Annotated in this window: 15 protein-coding genes; 12 read left to right on the top strand and 3 right to left on the bottom strand. The window is 71.3% G+C overall.

The features are described 5' to 3' along the window. Positions 1-144: 144 nt before the first annotated feature. The 6 genes from AC59HU_RS11180 (at position 145) to AC59HU_RS11155 (ending at position 6,808) form a co-directional block, all read left to right on the top strand. Positions 145-1,674, top strand: coding sequence for an ABC transporter ATP-binding protein (locus AC59HU_RS11180; protein WP_497223460.1), 1,530 nt, complete (start codon positions 145-147; stop codon positions 1,672-1,674). Next, a complete protein-coding gene (locus AC59HU_RS11175) occupies positions 1,671-3,020 on the top strand; it encodes an ABC transporter permease (protein WP_497223459.1) in 1,350 nt (449 codons plus the stop codon). The genes AC59HU_RS11180 and AC59HU_RS11175 overlap by 4 nt, the downstream gene beginning before the upstream one ends. Then, entirely contained in the window at positions 3,017-4,357 is a 1,341-nt protein-coding gene (locus AC59HU_RS11170) for an ABC transporter permease (RefSeq protein WP_497223458.1), read from the top strand. The genes AC59HU_RS11175 and AC59HU_RS11170 overlap by 4 nt, the downstream gene beginning before the upstream one ends. A 35-nt stretch (positions 4,358-4,392) precedes the next feature. Next, positions 4,393-4,809 (top strand): cytidine deaminase, encoded by a 417-nt coding sequence (locus AC59HU_RS11165; RefSeq protein WP_497223457.1) that lies wholly within the window; start codon positions 4,393-4,395, stop codon positions 4,807-4,809. A 36-nt stretch (positions 4,810-4,845) separates the two neighbouring features. Further along, on the top strand, positions 4,846-6,135 hold the full coding sequence (locus tag AC59HU_RS11160; protein ID WP_497223456.1) for a thymidine phosphorylase: 1,290 nt from the start codon (positions 4,846-4,848) through the stop codon (positions 6,133-6,135). A gap of 154 nt (positions 6,136-6,289) precedes the next feature. Then, a complete protein-coding gene (locus AC59HU_RS11155) occupies positions 6,290-6,808 on the top strand; it encodes a DinB family protein (RefSeq protein ID WP_497223455.1) in 519 nt (172 codons plus the stop codon). Positions 6,809-6,820: 12 nt separating this feature from the next. Here the strand turns inward: AC59HU_RS11155 and uriH are convergent, their stop codons facing one another. Continuing rightward, positions 6,821-7,765 carry a uridine-preferring nucleoside hydrolase UriH gene (gene uriH, locus AC59HU_RS11150; RefSeq protein ID WP_497223454.1) on the bottom strand — a complete coding sequence of 315 codons (945 nt, stop codon included), beginning with the start codon at positions 7,763-7,765 and terminating at the stop codon, positions 6,821-6,823. Positions 7,766-7,827: 62 nt separating this feature from the next. On the opposite strand from uriH, the gene AC59HU_RS11145 reads away from it, so the two are divergent. Continuing rightward, positions 7,828-9,039 (top strand): adenosylhomocysteinase, encoded by a 1,212-nt coding sequence (locus AC59HU_RS11145; RefSeq protein WP_497223453.1) that lies wholly within the window; start codon positions 7,828-7,830, stop codon positions 9,037-9,039. Between the two features lie 2 nt (positions 9,040-9,041). Further along, entirely contained in the window at positions 9,042-9,764 is a 723-nt protein-coding gene (locus tag AC59HU_RS11140) for an IclR family transcriptional regulator (protein ID WP_497223452.1), read from the top strand. Between the two features lie 37 nt (positions 9,765-9,801). Here the strand turns inward: AC59HU_RS11140 and AC59HU_RS11135 are convergent, their stop codons facing one another. After that, positions 9,802-11,139 (bottom strand): hypothetical protein, encoded by a 1,338-nt coding sequence (locus AC59HU_RS11135; protein WP_497223451.1) that lies wholly within the window; start codon positions 11,137-11,139, stop codon positions 9,802-9,804. Positions 11,140-11,268: 129 nt separating this feature from the next. Here AC59HU_RS11135 and AC59HU_RS11130 point away from each other — a divergent pair, with 129 nt between their 5' ends. Further along, complete coding sequence (locus AC59HU_RS11130) at positions 11,269-12,390, top strand: adenosine deaminase (protein ID WP_497223450.1); 1,122 nt, start codon at positions 11,269-11,271, stop codon at positions 12,388-12,390. Position 12,391: 1 nt separating this feature from the next. Here the strand turns inward: AC59HU_RS11130 and AC59HU_RS11125 are convergent, their stop codons facing one another. Further along, a complete protein-coding gene (locus tag AC59HU_RS11125; protein ID WP_497223449.1) occupies positions 12,392-12,766 on the bottom strand; it encodes a glyoxalase superfamily protein in 375 nt (124 codons plus the stop codon). A gap of 89 nt (positions 12,767-12,855) precedes the next feature. Between AC59HU_RS11125 and AC59HU_RS11120 the strand changes: the two genes are divergently transcribed. The 3 genes from AC59HU_RS11120 to AC59HU_RS11110 are packed head-to-tail and all read left to right on the top strand — an operon-like array spanning position 12,856 to position 14,689. Next, entirely contained in the window at positions 12,856-13,914 is a 1,059-nt protein-coding gene (locus AC59HU_RS11120) for a helix-turn-helix transcriptional regulator (protein ID WP_497223448.1), read from the top strand. Between the two features lie 32 nt (positions 13,915-13,946). Further along, positions 13,947-14,420 (top strand): PTS sugar transporter subunit IIA, encoded by a 474-nt coding sequence (locus AC59HU_RS11115; protein ID WP_497223447.1) that lies wholly within the window; start codon positions 13,947-13,949, stop codon positions 14,418-14,420. Continuing rightward, complete coding sequence (locus AC59HU_RS11110) at positions 14,417-14,689, top strand: PTS sugar transporter subunit IIB (protein WP_497223446.1); 273 nt, start codon at positions 14,417-14,419, stop codon at positions 14,687-14,689. Before AC59HU_RS11115 ends, AC59HU_RS11110 begins: the two co-directional genes overlap by 4 nt.

The raw sequence follows: 14,689 nt of genomic DNA, 5'->3' as shown, positions 1-14,689 counted from the left end.
CGCGTTCTGAGAACGCGAACCGGTCGGGGGGACCAGCGCTGCTGGTGCCCCCGACCTCTTTCACTTAACGCAGGCTCACTGCACAGACAATTCGTCGGACCGGCCCGGTGCGGGCCCGGATCGTGGAGTAGGTAGATTACCTCTATGAAGCTCGAACTGCGGGGCATCACGAAGCGCTTCGGTGCCCTCACCGCGAACGACCACATCGACCTCACCGTCGAGCCGGGAGAGATCCACTGTCTCCTCGGCGAGAACGGTGCCGGCAAGTCCACCCTGATGAACGTGCTCTACGGCCTCTACCAGGCCGACGAGGGCGAGATCGTGCTCGACGACGTCGTCCAGCACTTCGCAGGCCCGGGCGACGCCATGAACGCCGGTATCGGCATGGTGCACCAGCACTTCATGCTGATCCCCGTCTTCACCGTCGCCGAGAACGTGATGCTCGGCCATGAGAAGACCGGCTTCGCCGGGCGTCTCGACCTCGCCGCCGCCCGCAAGCAGGTGCGCGAGATCAGCGACCGCTTCGGCTTCGACGTCGATCCGGATGCGCTGGTCGACGACCTGCCCGTCGGCGTGCAGCAGCGGGTCGAGATCATCAAGGCCCTCTCGCGCGACGCGAAGGTGCTCGTCTTCGACGAGCCGACCGCGGTGCTCACGCCCCAGGAGACCGACGAGCTGATGGAGATCATGCGGCTGCTGAAGGAGCGCGGCACCTCGATCGTGTTCATCACGCACAAGCTGCGCGAGGTGCGTGAGGTCGCCGACCGCATCACCGTCATCCGGCTGGGCAAGGTGGTCGGCGAGGCCTCGCCCACGGCGACCAACGCCGAGCTCGCCTCCCTCATGGTCGGGCGCGCCGTCGAGCTCACCGTGCAGAAGGAGCCGGCGACGCTCGGCGCCTCGGCCCTGAAGGTCGAGAACCTCTCCGTGATCGACGCCCGCGGCCAGATCGTCGTCAACAACGTCTCCTTCGACGTCAAGGCGGGCGAGATCCTCGCCATCGCCGGCGTGCAGGGCAACGGCCAGACCGAGCTCACCGAGGCACTGATGGGGCTGCAGGACCGCGTCACCGGCACCGTCTCGCTCGACGGTCGCCCCCTGGCCGGGCTCAGCCCGCGCAAGGTGCTGGATGCGGGGGTCGGCTTCGTGCCGGAGGACCGCAAGGAGGACGGCCTGGTCGGCGAGTTCACCATCTCGGAGAACCTCATGCTCGACCGTTCGGAGGGTCGCCCCTTCGTCAAGGGCGGGTCGCTGCAGCTCTCCTACCTCTCGACCTTCGCCGAGGAGAAGTCGCGCGAGTTCGACGTGCGCTCGCAGGGCATCACGACCGAGGTCGGCCGCCTCTCCGGCGGAAACCAGCAGAAGGTGGTGCTCGCCCGCGAACTCTCCCGCGAGCTGCGGCTCTTCGTGGCGGCGCAGCCCACCCGCGGCATCGACGTCGGCTCGATCGAATTCGTGCACAAGCGGATCGTCGCGACCCGCGACGAGGGCATCCCGGTGATCGTGGTCTCGACCGAGCTCGACGAGGTCGTCGCGCTGGCCGACCGGATCGCCGTGATGTACCGCGGGGGGATCGTCGGCATCGTGCCCGGCGACACCTCACGCGACGTGCTGGGCCTCATGATGGCCGGGGAGATCCCGGCCGGAATCGAACTGGAAGGATCGGCCGCGTGAGCGACACCGAGAACACGCCCGACCCGCAAGCTCCCGCCGGGTCGGCCATCCCGGCGCCGGCCACGGTCCCGGCCCCCGCTCCCGCCGGAGGCGCCGACCCCGGGCAGCCCGCCGTCGAGCCGCCGTCGCGCTGGCGCGTGGCATTCAACGAGATCATCGGCGGGTCGGTGATGATCTCGATCCTCGCGGTCGTGCTGGCCATGGTGGCCGGCGGCATCCTGATCGCGGTGACCGACGAGAACGTGCAGAAGGCGGCCGGCTACTTCTTCGCCCGCCCCGGCGACACCTTCGCCGAGATCTGGAAGGCCGTCTCCGGCGCCTACGTCGCGCTGTTCCAGGGCTCGGTGGTCAACCCGAACCGCAAGGACTTCGTCGACGTGATCAAGCCGATCACCGAGACGCTCACCTTTGCCACCCCGCTGATCGCGGCCGGCCTGGGCGTGGGCCTGGCGTTCCGGGTCGGCATGTTCAATATCGGTGGCCGCGGCCAGATGCTGATCGCCGCGGCCTGCGCCGGCTGGGTGGGCTTCACCCTCCACCTGCCCTGGGGCCTCCACCTCGTCGTGGCGATCATCGCCGGCGTCGTCGGCGGCGGGATCTGGGCCGGCATCGCGGGGCTGCTCAAGGCCCGCACCGGCGCCCACGAGGTGATCGTCACGATCATGCTCAACTACGTCGCCTTCTACCTGGTCTCCTACCTTCTGCGCACGCCGGTGCTGCAGGCTCCCGGATCGAACAACCCGAAGTCGCCGCCGATCGACCCGACCGCGGTGCTGCCGGACATCCTGGGCCCGCAGTTCAACCTGCACCTCGGGTTCATCCTCGTGATCGCGGCCACCGTGTTCGTCTGGTGGCTGCTCAACCGCTCGGCGCTCGGCTTCAAGTTCCGCGCCGTCGGCCTCAACCCGAACGCCGCACGGGTCGCGGGCATCGACGTCAAGAACATGTACGTCTACGCGATGCTCATCTCCGGCGGTCTCGTCGGTCTGGCCGGCGTCTTCCAGGTGCTCGGCACCGTGACCACCGGCTTCAGCTCGGGCATCGACGCGGGCATCGGCTTCGACGCCATCACCGTGGCGCTGCTCGGCCGCTCGAAGCCGTGGGGCATCTTCGTCGCCGGCATCCTGTTCGGCGCGTTCAAGGCCGGCGGGTTCGCCATGCAGGCCTCGCAGGGCATCCCGATCGACATCGTGCTCGTGGTGCAGTCGCTGATCGTTCTCTTCATCGCCGCCCCGCCGCTGGTGCGGGCGGTGTTCCGACTGCCGGATCCGGCCAACCCGAAGAAGCCGAAGGCGCCCAAGGCGCCCCGACCGGCTGTGACCCGTGAGACGGTGGCCGCGAAATGAGCGAGAACGTCGGAAACCTGCCCTCGGCCAGCAACCTGGCCTCCACCGCGGGCCTGCCGCCCACAGAGCACAACCACCCGGATTCGGACACGGGGCTCGCCCGCGTGATCGTCAAGAGCTGGAAGGCGCCGATCGCGTTCGGGGTGTTCGCGCTCGTCGCGATCATCCTGTTCGTCGTGTTCGGCCGCGACGGCGACTCGACCTTCCGTCTCTCGACCGACTCCGACCTGATCCAGCTGCCGGCGGTCGTGCTGCCGACGCGCGGCACCGGGCTGGTCATCTCGATCGTGCTGGTGCTGCTGGCGCTGTACTCGGCGTGGCTGGTCCGCGGCGCGCGCAAGGTGCGCATCTGGCTGATGGCCGTGTTCGCGGTGCTGTTCCTGATCGCGTTCCTCGCCTGGGCCTCGGCCGGGCAGACGCTGCCGGTGCCCGGCCTCCTCATCGGCACCGTCTCGCTCAGCGTGCCGCTGATCTTCGGTGCCCTGGGCGGCGTGATCTCCGAACGAGTCGGCGTCGTCAACGTGGCGATCGAGGCGCAGCTGCTCGGCGGGGCCTTCGTCTCCGCGGTCGTCGCCTCGGTCACCGGCAACCCCTTCGTGGGGCTCGTCGGCGCGATCGTCGCCGGTGTGCTGGTCTCCTTCGTGCTCGCCGCCTTCTCGATCAAGTACCTGGTCGATCAGGTCATCGTCGGTGTCGTGCTGAACGTGCTGGTGACGGGGCTGACGTCCTTCCTCTACTCGCAGGTGCTCACCAACAACGCCTCGGTGCTCAACTCGCCGCCGCGCTTCGACCGCTGGGACATCCCGCTGCTGTCCGAGATCCCGGTGATCGGTCCGACCCTGTTCCGCCAGACCGTGATCGTGTACCTGATGTACATCGCCGTCGCGGTGGTCTTCTACGGGCTGTTCAAGACCCGATGGGGTCTGCGCGTGCGTGCCGTGGGCGAGCATCCCCAGGCGGCGGACACCGTGGGCATCAAAGTCAACCGCACCCGGTTCTGGACCGTGTCGCTCGCCGGCGCGATCGCCGGACTGGGTGGGGCGTACTTCACCCTGGGCTCGGTGGGCGCCTTCAACAAGGAGATGACCGCGGGCATGGGCTACATCGCCCTGGCGGCCGTCATCTTCGGTCGGTGGGACCCGATCCGCGCGACCCTCGCCGCCCTGCTGTTCGGCTTCGCGTCGAACCTGCAGAACGTGCTGGGCGTGATCGGGTCGCCGGTGCCGTCGGAGTTCATGCTGATGCTGCCCTACGTCGTGACCATCTTCGCGGTGGCCGGGCTGGTCGGCCGCGTCCGCGGGCCCGCCGCCTCCGGCCGGCCGTACATCGGGTCGTAGACGCCGTCGGCGTCGGGTGAGAAGGAGTCTGTTCCATGGCTGAGATCGACTGGGATTCGCTGCGCGCCGTCGCGCTCGAGGCGATGGAGAAGGCCTATGTGCCGTACTCCAAGTTCCCCGTGGGGGTGGCGGCGATCGTCGACGACGGGCGGGTGATCTCCGGCTGCAACGTCGAGAACGCCTCCTACGGCCTCACGCTCTGCGCCGAGTGCACCCTGGTGTCGACGCTGATGATGACCGGGGGCGGCAAGCTTGTCGCCTTCACCTGCGTCGACGGCCACGGCGGCGCGCTGATGCCCTGCGGTCGCTGCCGCCAGCTGCTGTTCGAGCACTCGGCCGAGGGGATGCTGCTCGAGACCGTCTCCGGCATCAAGACGATCGACGAGGTGATCCCGGATGCGTTCGGGCCGCGCACGCTCGTCGAGTACCGCGAGGAGTCGCTCGCCGAGTAGGCGGACGACCCCACCACAGTAAGGAACCACCAGAGCATGGCCGAGAAGTTCGATGTCGTCGACCTCATCCGCACCAAGCGCGACCGGGGGGCGCTGACGACCGCCGAGATCGACTGGCTGATCGACGCGTACACCCGCGGCTACGTCGGCGACGAGCAGATGGCGGCCTTCGCGATGGCCGTGACGCTGAACGGGATGTCGCGGGACGAGGTGCGCGACCTGACCCTGGCGATGATCGCGTCGGGCGAGCGGATGGACTTCTCGTCGCTGTCGAAGCCCACGGTCGACAAGCACTCCACCGGTGGGGTGGGCGACAAGATCACGCTGCCGCTGATGCCGCTCGTGGCCTCGTTCGGCGTCGCCGTGCCCCAGCTCTCCGGCCGCGGTCTCGGCCACACCGGCGGCACGCTCGACAAGCTCGAGTCGATCCCGGGCTGGCGCGCGAACCTCAGCAACGAGGAGATGTTCGCGCAGCTCGAATCGGTCGGCGGCGTGATCTGCGCCGCGGGTTCGGGGCTCGCGCCGGCCGACAAGAAGCTCTACGCGCTCCGCGACATCACCGGCACCGTCGAGGCGATCCCGCTGATCGCGTCGTCGATCATGTCGAAGAAGATCGCCGAGGGCACCGACTCGCTGGTGCTCGACGTCAAGTTCGGCTCGGGCGCGTTCATGCAGGACATCGCGCTCTCGCGGGAGCTGGCCCGGACCATGGTCGACCTCGGCAATGACGCCGGTGTGCGCACCACCGCGCTGCTGACGAACATGGAGGTGCCGCTCGGTCTCACGATCGGCAACGCGAACGAGGTGCGCGAGTCGGTCGAGGTGCTCGCCGGCGGCGGCCCCGCCGACGTGATCGAGCTCACGCTGGCCCTCGCGCGCGAGATGCTGCGTCTCGCCGGGCAGCCGGACGCCGACGTGGAGGCCGCGCTCCGCGACGGCCGGGCCATGGACACCTGGCGCCGGGTCATCCGCGCGCAGGGCGGGGATCCGGATGCGGCGCTCCCGACCCCGCACGAGACGATGACCGTGACCGCCCCGACCTCGGGCGTGCTGCTGCGGCAGGAGGCGCTGCCGTTCGGCATCGCGGCCTGGCGACTGGGTGCCGGTCGTGCGCGCGCGGCCGACCCGGTCATCCACGCCGCCGGCATCGACCTGCACGCGAAGCCCGGCGACGCGGTCGTCGAGGGTCAGCCGCTGTTCACGCTGTCCGGCGACGACCCGAGCCGGTTCGAGCGGGCGCTCGAGGCGCTCGAGGGCGCCTGGAGCATCGGGCCGGCGGCGGAGTGGACCGGCGCGGCGGCGCTGGTGGAGGACCGGATCTCCTGAGCCGGCGCCTACCGTCGGCCTGCGGGGCTGCGGCCTGCGGCCTGCGGCCTGCGGGCCTGCGTGCCTGCCCGGCCGTGCGCCGGTGGCAGGAACTGCGGGCTGGTTGGCAGCCCGGCGGTGGCGCAGGTCGAGTCCGGGATGCCAGGGTCGGAGGATGACGATCGTTCCCGACGAGAAGAACTGGACCTGGGTGCTCGAGCGCCGCTGCGAGGAGTGCGGTTTCGACTCCTCGGCCACGCCCGCGAGCGAGGTTCCCGGCCTCATCCGCGCCAACGCAGCCGCCTGGCCGGCCGTGCTGGAGCGACCCGACGTGCGGGAGCGGCCGGATGCCGGCACCTGGTCGGCGCTGGAGTACGCGGCGCACGTGCGGGACGTGTTCCGCATCTTCGACGTGCGGCTCGCGCTGATGCTCGAGCAGGACGACCCCGAGTTCGAGAACTGGGACCAGGACGCGACCGCGGTCGCGGAGCGCTACGGGGAGCAGGATCCGGCGGTGGTCGCGGCCGAGCTGACCGCCGCGGCCGAGACGCTGGCCCGGGCGTTCGAGCGGGTGCCCGACGACGCGTGGGAGCGCCGGGGGCTCCGGGGCGACGGCTCGGCGTTCACGGTCGATACCCTCGCCCGCTACTTCATCCACGACCCGGTGCACCACCTCCACGACGTGCGCGGCTGACCGGGCTCGGCCTCAGGCGGGGTCGCCGATGCGCTCGAGCGCGTCGACGATCAGGGCCCAGAAGGCCTCGTGGTCGAGTTCGACGGCGACCTGGGTGTGGCAGTCCGCCGGCGCGGGCGCGCGGAAGTCGGCCACCGTCATCCCGAGCGTCAGCGTGCCGGTGAGCTCGATGTCGACGGGCACGCGCCGGGCCGAGACGACGTCGGGGGCGATGACCCGGGCCACGGCGCAGGGGTCGTGCACGGGCGGGTGCTCGAAGCCCTGGGCCTCGAGGTAGGTCGACGCGAAGAACTGCAGCAGCTCGACCACGAACTGCGCCGGGCCGGTGCCGATCTCCGCGATGCGGGCCACGACCTCGGGGGTCGCGAGCGCCTGGTGCGTCAGGTCGAGCCCGACCATGGTGAGCGGCCACGGCTCGTTGAAGACGATGTGCGCCGCCTCCGGGTCGATGATGATGTTGAACTCGCTCGTCGCGCTCCAGTTGCCCCCGGCGTAGCCGCCGCCCATCAGCACGACCTCCTTGACCAGCGGCACGATCCGCGGCTCCTTGCGGGCGGCCATCGCGATGTTCGTCAGCCCGCCGGTCGGCACGAGCGTGACCGTGCCGGGCTCGTGGGCCATGATCGTCTCGATGATGAGGTCGACCGCGTGCCGGCCGTCGAGCTCGAGCGTGGGCTCGGGCAGCTCGGGCCCGTCGAGCCCCGACTCGCCGTGGATGTCGGGGGCCACCTCGACCGAGCGCACCAGCGGGCGGGCGCAGCCGGCGGCGAAGGGGATGCCCGTGATGCCCGCGACCCTGGCCACCGAGAGGGCGTTGCGGGTCACCTTCTCCAGCGTCTGGTTGCCCACCACCGTCGTGACGGCGAGCAGCTCGATCGACGGGTTGCCGTGGGCGAGCAGGAGGGCGATGGCGTCGTCGTGACCGGGATCGCAGTCGAGGATGATCTTCTGGGGCATGACTCGAGCATAGCGCTGATCGCACAGATGAAATCTGGTTTCATATGTGCAACACTCGGATCATGACCGATCTGACCTCTTCCGCCGACCTCGCAGCGGCCGGTGCCGCCCGCGTCGAGTGGATCCGCTCCCGCATGCCGCTGCTCGCCGCCGCCCGCGAGGAGCTCGCCCGCACCCGCCCCTTCGCCGGTCGGCGGATCGGCATGTCGCTGCACATCGAGCCTAAGACGGCGGTGCTGCTCGAGACCCTCGCCGCCGGCGGCGCCGAGATCGTCGGCACCGGCAACCACGGCTCGACGCAGGACGACGTGGTCGAGTTCCTCCGCGCCTCCTCCGCCGAGGCCGGCCGGAGCATGACGCTCTTCGGCCGTCGTGACGACACCCTCGACGAGCACCACCTCAACGTCGCCCGCGTGCTCGACGCCGAGCCCGACATTCTGCTCGACAACGGCGGAGACCTCGCGGCCGGGATCGTGGCGCGCGGCGCGACCGCGAGCATCCTGGGCGGCACGGAGGAGACGACCTCGGGCGGCGACCGGCTGCGCGGCGAGCTCGCCGGGGCCGTCCCGTTCCCGATGATCGTGATCAACGACAGCCTGCTCAAGGCGATCGGCGAGAACAAGCACGCCGTCGGCCAGTCGGTCGTCGAGAGCTTCATGCGCATCACCAACCTGATGGTGCCGGGCCGCCGCTTCGTCGTCTTCGGCTACGGCTGGTGCGGCCGGGGCGTCGCGCACTACCTGCGCGCGCTCGGCGGCAAGGTCGCCGTGGTCGAGGTCGACGAGCTGAAGGCCTTCGAGGCCGCGCTCGACGGCTTCCGGGTCTCGACCGGGCTCGACCTCGCGCCCTGGGGCGACGTCTTCATCACCGCCACCGGGCATCCGGGTGTGCTGGGCGTCGACGCGATCGAGCGGATGCACGACGGGGCGGTGCTCGCCAACTGCGGGCACTTCCCGTGGGAGATCGACGTCGCCGGGCTGCGCGCCCTCGCGACGGGCAGCCGCGAGATCGTCGACTCGGTCGAGCGCCTCGACCTGCCGAGCGGGCGCCACGTCATCCTGCTGGCCGGGGGGCGGATGTTCAACCTCGCCGGTCGCGAGCCCAAGGGCAACTCGCTCGAGTCGATGGACCTCGGTTTCCTGCTGCAGACCCTCTCGCTCGAGCGGGTCGCGACGGATGCGGCGTCGCTCGTCGCCGGCGCCCAGCCGGTACCCGACGACATCGACCGCACCATCGCCCGGCGGATGCTCGCGGCGATGAACGCGGCCGAGTAGCCGTGCCGCCGGAGTACGCGGTCCCGGCGCTGGAGAAGGCGCTCGACATCCTGGAGACCCTCGCCGACAGCCCGGAGCCGCTCAGTCAGCTCGAGGTCGCGCAGGCCGTCGACCGGTCGCCGAGCCAGATCTTCCGGGTGCTGTCGACGCTCGAGCGGCGGGGGTACCTCTACCGCGACGCGCAGAGCGGGGCCTACTCGCTGTCGCTGCGGCTGTTCGACCTGGCGCACCGGCAGGAACCGCTGCGGGCGCTGACCGAGGCGGCTCTCGGCCCGATGCGCGAGCTGGCCGCCGCGACCGGCCAGTCGTGCAACCTCAGCGTGCGCGAGGGCGGCGGGGTGCGGGTCGTGGCCCAGGTGGAGAGCCCGGCCGACTTCGGGTACCGGGTGCGGGTGGGGGCGTTGTTCCCGATCGAGTCGACCGCGACGGGCGCGGTGCTGCTGGCCTTCGGCGGGACCGGGGAGGGTGCCGGTGAGGATGCCGGTGCGGATGCGCCGCGCGGTCCGAGCGCGGGGATCCGCGACGACGGGTACCTCGAGCGGCCGGATCCGGTGCAGCCCGCGATCACCGACGTCGTCCTCCCGCTGCTCAACCGGGAGCGGATCGCGCTGGCCGCGCTGACGGTGCCCTACGTGGCGACCAGCTACAGCGCGGTGCCGGCGGAGCGTGTGCGGCAGCTCGCCCAGGAGGCGGCGGAGCGCATCAGCGCCTCGCTCGGGATCTAGTCGCGCTCAGCGCCACCGCCCGGGGATGGAGTCCGGCTCAGCGGCACTGCCCGGCGACCTCGATCTGCTCGTCGGTCGGGCGGCCGTAGGCCTCGATGCCCGAGCCGGGCACGTCGAAGCCCTGACTGATCGCCCAGGCGGTCGCCCACATCTCGTGGTCCTCCGAGAACACCGGCCCGGAGAACAGGGGCCAGCAGTTCTCGCGGTACACCTGGGTGTGACCGACCTCGTGCGTCACCACCGCCCGGGGGTTCGTGTCGAGGTCCCATTCCTCCTCGACCGGGAAGTTCAGGCTGATGATCGCCCAGCCGCCGTCGGTGTCCCAGGTCTGCGCGGTGCCGGAGAGCCAGCCCTCGCCGAGCCCGCTCACCTCGGGCGCCCAGACGAAGTCCAGCGTGATGCCGTTGCTGATCGACCGCGCGTAGGCCTCGATGTCGTGGCGCACCGCGAGGTCGGGATCGGCCGCCTCGGCGGCGAGCTGCACCTGCGAGTCGCGCACGGCCTGCTCGGCCGCGCTGAAGGCGGAGACGAAGGCGGCGTCGTGCGAGGCGCTCGACGCGCGATCCTCCGCGACCTCGATCTGCCGGGTCAGGTCGACCTTCGACGACTTCGTGGCGAGCGGGCTGTCGGCGATCGTCTGCTCGGCCCGCGTGCCGAGGGCGCCGAAGTACGCGGCCTCGGCGTCCTCGGCCGCCTGCTCGTAGCCGGCGGCGGTGTCGGCCGCCGACCGGAGCGCCGCGGTGGCGTCGACGGTCTGCCGCGCGAGCTCGTCGGTTGAGGCGGCGGTGGCCTGCACGGCCCAGGGGAGCCGGAAGCCCTCCGCGTCGCCCTCTGTCCCACTGGCGCCGGCGCCGGCGGCTGATGTGTCGTCGGCGTTCTCCGCGATCACCGAGGGCAGCGGCGGGACGGTCGGCTGACCGCCGGTCTCGAGGGCCGCGATCGCCGCGCGGAAGGGCTCGGCCTCGGCCGAGACGTCCGCCGTGAACTCGGGAGCCGCACCGACCGTGCGCACGCGGCTCAGCAGGGTGGAGACGCTGCGCATCCGGGCGTCGAAGGCCCGCTCGGCGTCGCCGTGCTCTTCGACCGCGACCCGGAGCGCGTCGTCGGCGCTGCGGAGCTGCGACTCGGCCAGGATGCTCCACCCCAGGAAGGCTCCGCTCAGCGCCAGCACCGCGGTGGTCACCGAGGCGACGATGACGAGCGGTCTCCGCGACCGGCGGCGCGGTGCGGCCGGCTCGACGGGATCGGTCCGCGCCTCGGCCGGCTCGACCGCTTCCGCTCCCGCGCCGCGCAGCTCCGCGGGGTCCGTCCCCGCCGCCTCGGCTTCCGCGAACTCGTTTTCGGGCAGGCCGTCGACCGGCGCCTCCTGAGTCATCCCCCACGCACTCTCCCCGCCGCGTGCTGTCGCGGCGTCCTCATCCTAGAGGCGCTGCACGACACCTGTCGGCTCCCTGTGCGCGGGACGTCCGAGACGGCGGGGCACCCCGGCACCTAAGGTGGGATCATGACCGCCGCGCCAGAGGAATACCTCGTCCCCGGAACCGCAATCAGCTTCAACTCCCTTCCGAAGGTGTCGCTCCACGATCATCTCGACGGGGGACTGCGTGCCGCGACGATCATCGAGCTGGCCGACGAGATCGGGCTCGCCCTGCCGTCGACCGACGAGTTCGACCTGGCCGACTGGTTCGAGGAGAACGCCGACTCCGGCTCCCTGACGGACTACATCGCGACCTTCGACCTCACCATCGCGGTCATGCAGACCCGGGCCGGTCTCGTGCGGGTCGCGCGCGAGTTCGTCACCGACCTCGCGGCCGACGGCGTGATCTACGGCGAGGTGCGCTGGGCGCCCGAGCAGCACCTCGCCCAAGGCCTGTCGCTGGATGAGGTGGTCGAGGCCGTGCAGGAGGGCATCGACCTCGGTACCGAGGATGCCCGCGGTACCGGCCGCAGCATCCGGGTCGGTCAGCTGCTCTCCGCGATGCGGCACCAGCGGCGCGGTCTCGAGATCGCCGAGCTCGCCGTGCGGCACCGCGACGCCGGAGTCGTCGGCTTCGACATCGCCGGCCCCGAGCTCGGCTTCCCGGCGAAGGACCAGCTCGCCGCCTTCGACTACCTGGCCCAGAACTACCTGCCGGTCACCGTGCACGCGGGCGAGGCCGACGGCCTGGAGAGCATCCGCGGCGCGCTCTTCGACGGCCGCGCACTCCGGCTCGGCCACGGCGTGCGCCTCGCCGAGGACATCGAGATCGAGCGTCAGGACGACGAGAACACCTACGTCTCGCTGGGCCTGCTGTCGCAGTGGGTGAAGGATCGCGAGATCGCCCTCGAGCTCTCGCCGTCGTCGAACCTGCAGACCGGCGCGATCGCCGAGTGGGGCGACGAGCTCGCCGACCACCCCTTCGACCTGCTCTACCAGCTGGGCTTCCAGGTGACGGTCAACACCGACAACCGGCTGATGAGCAACACCTCGCTCAGCCGCGAGCTCGCCCTGCTGACGGATGCGTTCGGGTACGACCTCGCCGACATCGAGGTCTTCCAGTTGAACGCCGCCGCCGCCGCGTTCCTCCCGGTGGAGGACCGCGAAGACCTCGCGGACGCGATCTCGGAGGGCTTCGACTCCCTCTGAGTCAGCGTCGCGGCAGCTCCTGCAGCGACCACGAGTTGCCGTCGGGGTCGCTGAAGTAGACGAAACGGCCCCAGTCGAGATCGGAGATCGGGCTGCACTCCACGCCCCGGGCGACCAGGTGCGCGTGGGCCTCATCGGCCGAGGGCACCACGATCTGCACCGCCTGCAGACTGCCGGGCGTCATCTCGGACACGCCCCGGCCGAACGCGATCGAGCAGGCCGAACCGGGCGGGGTGACCTGCACGTAGCGGATCTCCTCCGAGGGCGAGGCGTCGTGGTCGGCGGTCCAGCCGAGCGTGTCGACGTAGAACGCCTTCGCCCGGTCGATGTCGCTGACGGGGAATGCGATGAGTTCGATCTTCCAGTTCTCGATCATGGGGGATCCCTTCGGTGTGGTGAGCTGATGAATCGACGGTAGGAGAGCATCAGGACGCTTTCTGTCCGCAATGCGGGCAGAATCGAGCCATGACGACGACGGCGTCCCGCATCCTGACCCTGCTCGACCTTCTGCAGACCCACCGGCAGTGGGCGGGCCCCGAGCTCGCCCGGCGGCTCGAGGTCACCGAACGCACGCTGCGCCGCGACGTCGAGCGGCTCCGCGAGCTCGGCTACCGGGTGACGGGCAGCCGCGGCTCGGCCGGCGGCTACCGGCTCGAAGCCGGGTCGGCGCTCCCGCCGCTCCTGCTCACCGACGAGGAGGCCGTCACCATGGCGATCGGCCTTCGGCTCGCCGCGATGCGCGGGGTCGTCGACGGCGAGCGGACCACGCTCGGCGCGCTGGCGAAGTTCGAGCAGGTGCTGCCGGCCGAGCTGCGCCGGCGGGTGAACGCGCTCGCCGCGCACGTGCAGCCGGACGGACCGCGGCCCGGCGCCTGGAGCACGGGCTCCGCCGCGTCTCCGGTGCCGCAGGAGCTGGTCGGGGCGCTCGCCCTGGCGTGCCGGGACCACGAGCGGGTGCGCCTGCACTACACGGCGGCCGACGGCGCCGAGACCGACCGGCAGGTCGAGCCGCACACCCTCGTGGCCTCGGGGCAGGTCTGGTTCCTGGTCTGCTGGGATCTCGGGCGCGCCGACTGGCGCACCCTCCGGGTCGACCGGATGAGCCGGCTGACCGGCACCCGGCTTCGGGCCGAGCCGCGGCCGCTGCCGGCGGAGGACGCGGTCGCGTTCGTGCGGAGGGCGGTGGAGGGACTCCGCCGCCGGCGCACCGCGGAGGTGCACCTCCGGATCCCGCTCGCCGCGATGCGCGAGCGCTTCGGCCGCTACGGCGACGAGGCCTGGAGCCGGGATGCCGACACGACGGTCTGGCCCATCCACGGGGAGACGGTCGCGGCGCTCGCGGCCTGGCTGCCCTGGATCCCGACGGACCTCGAGTACACCGTGCACGGCGACGAGGAACTGCTCGCCCACGTGCGGGCGGCGGCGGGCAGGATGCTGCGGGCCGCGGGTGACACCGGCGGCACCGGCGGCACCGGGCCGGCGCACGGGCAGGGATCAGCCGGGGTGCAGCGAACTCCCCGGTAGCGGGCCCCGCGGGCTGCGATGATGGGGAGGAGATGTCCCAGATCCTCCCGCTCGATCAGCTCCCCGATCCGGCGATCGCACTGAAGGCGGCCGCACCGGACTGGCGGTCGGCCGTGCGCGCCGCCGCCACGGCGCTCGAGGCCACCGGGGCGGCCGACGCGGCCTACGGCGAACGGATGATCGCGCTGGTCGAGGAGTACGGCCCGTACATCGTGATCGCGCCCGGGCTCGCGATGGCCCACGCGCGCCCCGGCCCCGACGTGCACGCGCCCGGCATCGTGCTGGTCACGCTCGCCGAGCCGGTCGCGTTCGGGCACGCCCACAACGATCCGGTCTCGGTGGTGATCGGTCTCGCCGCGACCGAGGCCGACCAGCACGTGGCCTCCATCGCCGCCCTCGCCAACGTCTTCAACGACGAGTCGGTCATCCCCGCGCTCGCCGCGGCGACCACCCGCGACGAGGTGCGGACGCTGCTGGCCGGCGCGGCCGGTATCCTGAACCCGTGAAGATCGTCGCCATCTGCGGAGCGGGAATCGGGACCTCGGAGATCCTGCGGGTCAACGCCGTGCGCGCCCTCGAGCGTCTCGGCATCGACGCCGAGGTCACGGCGACCGACGTCGGCAGCGTGGGCGTGGCCGCGGCCGACGCCCAGGTCATCCTCTCCTCGGCCGAGCTCGTGTCGGCGATCGGCCGCACCAACGCCGACGTCGTCGTGATCGACAACTACTTCGATCTCGAGGAGATCACCGCCAAGCTCGAGATCGCCGTCGGCTGA

Source organism: Herbiconiux sp. 320_LB (assembly GCF_059691755.1).
The sequence above is the reverse complement of the archived record's forward strand: the minus strand, read 5'-3'. Positions and strand labels throughout refer to the sequence as shown.